The organism is Galactobacter sp. (assembly GCF_022712295.1).
In the GTDB taxonomy this organism is placed as follows: Bacteria; Actinomycetota; Actinomycetes; order Actinomycetales; family Micrococcaceae; genus Galactobacter.
Window position 1 is genome coordinate 1 of sequence record NZ_JALAGT010000013.1, and the last position, 3,953, is coordinate 3,953.

General features: G+C 67.5%; 1 protein-coding gene. It reads left to right on the forward strand.

The window, feature by feature from the left end:
* On the forward strand, positions 1-3,541 hold a 3,541-nt coding region (locus tag Q0A15_RS01075), incomplete at its 5' end, for a bifunctional proline dehydrogenase/L-glutamate gamma-semialdehyde dehydrogenase (protein ID WP_291277690.1).
* Between the last annotated feature and the right edge of the window lie 412 nt (positions 3,542-3,953).

Consider the following 3,953-nt stretch of genomic DNA (forward strand, 5'->3'; position numbering starts at 1 on the left):
CCCCTGGGACCTCGCAGACGACGCCGTTGAGCAAGTCCGTACCTGGCTGAAAAGGGCTGCCACTTTCCCTGCGGACCAGTCCGGGCAGCGCCTGGCCGGAGTCCTGAAGGATCCCAAGGGTCTGGACTTCACTGTGGGCTTCGTGGACCGCGTGGTTCGTCCCGAGGACCTGGGCGTCGCGGCAGCTGCGCTGAAGGAACTGGCACCGCTGGTGCCGGACTTCCTGCCCTGGTACCTGAAGTCGGCAGTGAAGCTCGGCGGATCCACCGCGAAGCTGGCCCCCGCCGTGGTGGTTCCCCTGGCCCGCAAGGCGCTGCGCTCCATGGTGGAGCACCTGATCGTGGACGCGACCGACTCGAAGCTGGACGCGAGCATCAAGCGCCTGCGCCGAGACGGAATCGACCTGAACATCAACCTGCTCGGCGAGGCCATCCTCGGTGAGGGGGAGGCGGAGAACCGCATCAAGGGCACGCTGGCTCTGATCCGGCGTCCGGACGTGGACTACGTCTCCATCAAGGTCTCCGCCACCGTGGCCCCGCACAATCACTGGGCCTTCGACGAGGCCGTTGACCACATCGTGGAAAAGCTCCGCCCGCTCTACCGTGAGGCCCGCGATTCCTCCCCGCGCACCTTCATCAACCTGGACATGGAGGAGTACAAGGACCTGGACCTCACGCTCGCCGTCTTCGAGCGTCTGCTCTCCGAAGAGGAGTTCAAGAACTGTGAGGCGGGCATCGTGCTGCAGGCCTACCTCCCGGACGCCTTCGGCGCCATGATCCACCTGCAGGAATTCGCCGCAGCCCGCGTGGCCGCAGGAGGGGCACCCATCAAGACCCGAGTGGTCAAGGGCGCCAACCTGCCCATGGAGCAGGTCGATGCAGCCGTTCACGGCTGGGAGCAGACCGTCTGGCCCACCAAGCAGGACTCAGACACCAACTACAAGGCCATCCTGGACTTCGCCCTCCACCCGGAGCGCCTCGCCAACGTGCACGTAGGCATCGCCGGCCACAACCTCTTCGACGTGGCCACCGCCCACCTGCTGATGAAGGCCCGCGGAGTGAGTCAAGGCGAGGGCGTCGAGTTCGAGATGCTGATCGGCATGGCCACGCAGCAGGCAGAGGCCATCCGTGCGGACGTGGGTCGACTGCTGCTCTACACGCCCGTGGTGCACCCGCAGGACTTCGACTCCGCGATCGGCTACCTGATCCGCCGCCTGGAGGAGGGAGCCTCGAGCGAGAACTTCATGTCAGCAGTCTTCGAGCTGGATTCCTCGGAGGAGCTCTTCGCCCGCGAGGAGAAGCGCTACCGTGCGGCACTGCAGCAGCTGAAGGAACGCGGGAACGACGTTCCGCGGCCGCGCCGCGAACAGGATCGTCGCACCGAAACCGTCGAGTGGGACGCCTCGCAGGGCTTCCACAACACTCCGGACTCCGATCCCGACCTGAGCGGTAACCGCGAGTGGGGGCGCGCCGCACTCGCGGCCATCCCGGGTTCCACGCTGGGCAACGACACCATCGCGGCCGCCACACTGAACACGGAAAGCGAACTCGAAACCGTCGTCGAGCACTCCACCGGCGCGGCAAAGCGCTGGCAGGCGCTCTCCGCCAAGGACCGCTCGAAGCTGCTGCACGCCATCGGCGACAAGCTGGCCGCACGGCGTGCCGACCTCATCACCGTGGTGGGCTCGGAGACCGGAAAAAGCATCGACCAGGCGGACCCGGAGATCTCCGAGGCCATCGACTTCGCCCACTACTACGCGGAGCTCGGCGAGGAGCTGGAGTCCGTGGACGGCGCCACCGCCGCCCCGGTGGACCTGACCGTGGTCACGCCGCCGTGGAACTTCCCGCTGGCCATTCCCACCGGCGGCGTCATGGCGGGCCTCGCAGCCGGCTCCGCCGTGGTCATCAAGCCGGCCACCCAGGCCAAGCGCACCGGTGCCGTCATGGTCGAGTGCGTGTGGGAGGCCATCGATGAGGCCGCCGAGGCAGGCATGGATGTGAGCCGCGACCTGGTCGGCCTGGTGCGCTTCAGCGATCGTTCCCTGGGTACCAACCTGGTGGCACACCCGGCCGTGGGCCGTGTGATCCTCACTGGTGGTTACGAGACGGCAGAGATGTTCCGCGAGGCCAAGCCGGGTCTCAACCTGCTGGCCGAGACCTCCGGCAAGAACGCCATCATCGTCACCCCGTCCGCCGACCTCGACCTGGCCGCCAAGGACGTGGCCAACTCCGCCTTCGGCCATGCCGGACAGAAGTGCTCCGCGGCCTCCCTGGTGATCCTGGTCGGTGCTGCAGCCAAGTCGGAGCGCTTCCACCGCCAGCTCGTTGACGCCGTGTCCTCCATGCACGTCGGCTGGGCCACCGACCCGCGCTCGCAGGTTGGCCCGGTGATCGAGGAGCCCATGGAGAAGCTGCGTCGCGGCCTCACCGTCCTGGGTGAGGGTGAGTCCTGGGTTCTGGAACCCAAGGCGTTGGATGATACCGACCGGCTGTTCTCGCCCGGCATTCGCGCCGGCGTGAAGCCTGGCAGCGAGTACCACCTGACGGAGTACTTCGGGCCCGTCCTTGGTGTCATGACCGCCAAGACCCTGGAGGAGGCGGTGGAACTCGTCAACGCGATTCCCTACGGACTGACTTCCGGCATCCACTCCCTCGAAGCCGAGGAGATCTCCTACTGGGTGGAGAACGTCGAGGCAGGGAACCTCTACATCAACCGTGGCATCACGGGCGCCATCGTGCGGCGTCAGCCCTTCGGTGGCTGGAAGCGTTCCGCCGTTGGCGCGGGCACCAAGGCCGGCGGGCCCAACTACCTGGTGGGGCTGACCGACTGGGAGGATGCCACCTCAGAGGGCTCCATGCCCACCGATACCTACGGGCAGGCCGGCAAGACCGTGGCCACCGCGCTGTCCTCCGACGTGGATGCCGCTTGGCTGGGATCTGCACTCTCCACCGATACGGATGCGGTGCAGCTGTTCGGCGGTGCCCGTGACGTCTCCGCGCTCGGCGTGGAGATCAACGCCCTGCGCTACCGCCCCCTGCCGGTGACGCTGCGCGCCTCCTCCGTGTCCGTGCCCGACGTGGCCCGCCTGACTCGCGTGGTGCTGGCCGGTGCCCGTGCTCACGCCGCCGTCACCACCGGTGCCGGTACCGGCGCAGCCGCGTCCATCACGGTTTCCGTGCCGGAGTCCCTGCCCGACGCCGTGTCCAAGGCCTTGGTCTCGGTCGGCGCCACTGTGGTGGTCGAGTCCGAGGACGGATGGGCCGCACGTGCGGCGGGACTGGCCCAGGCCGGGCCGAGCGACCTCGAGCGTATCCGCCTCGTCGCGACCGATGATGCAGCACGTGCCGAACTGACCGCGGCGACCTATGAGGCAACGGGCGGTCGCCCCGACGTGGCGATCTACGCGCAGCCCGTCACCGGCGCCGGCCGGGTGGAAATGCTGCCGTTCCTGCGCGAACAGGCCATCTCGATGACCGCACACCGCTTCGGGACCGTGAACGACCTCGCGAAGGACGCCTTGGGCGAGTTCCGGGTCGGCTGATCACCCTTCTGCGTCCGCGCTACAGATGACGGAGCCGGGATTTCTGCCGCAGAGCCGCGACAATGACGGCTCTGCGGTGGGAACCCGGCTCTGTCCGTGGTGGCGTGAAAGGATGGCGCAGAGTCAGCGTGAGACACCGTGAGGGGAAGACATGACCCAGGGAAATCAGGAACCGTCCGGTTGGGACGCACCCCGTAACGGCCAACAGCCTTACTCCGACCACCCTCAGCCGCCGGCAGCGGAGCCTATGCGCCCGACCTATGGGTACAGGCTGAATCGTCCCGGGTTTGATTGAGGGGAAGCCTGACATCCTGGAAGGATCCCCTCATGGCAGCACCACGGAAGTACCCAGCAGAGCTTCGGGAGCGAGCGACCCGACTGGCGGTCGAAGCCCGCCGCGACCCTGATACGA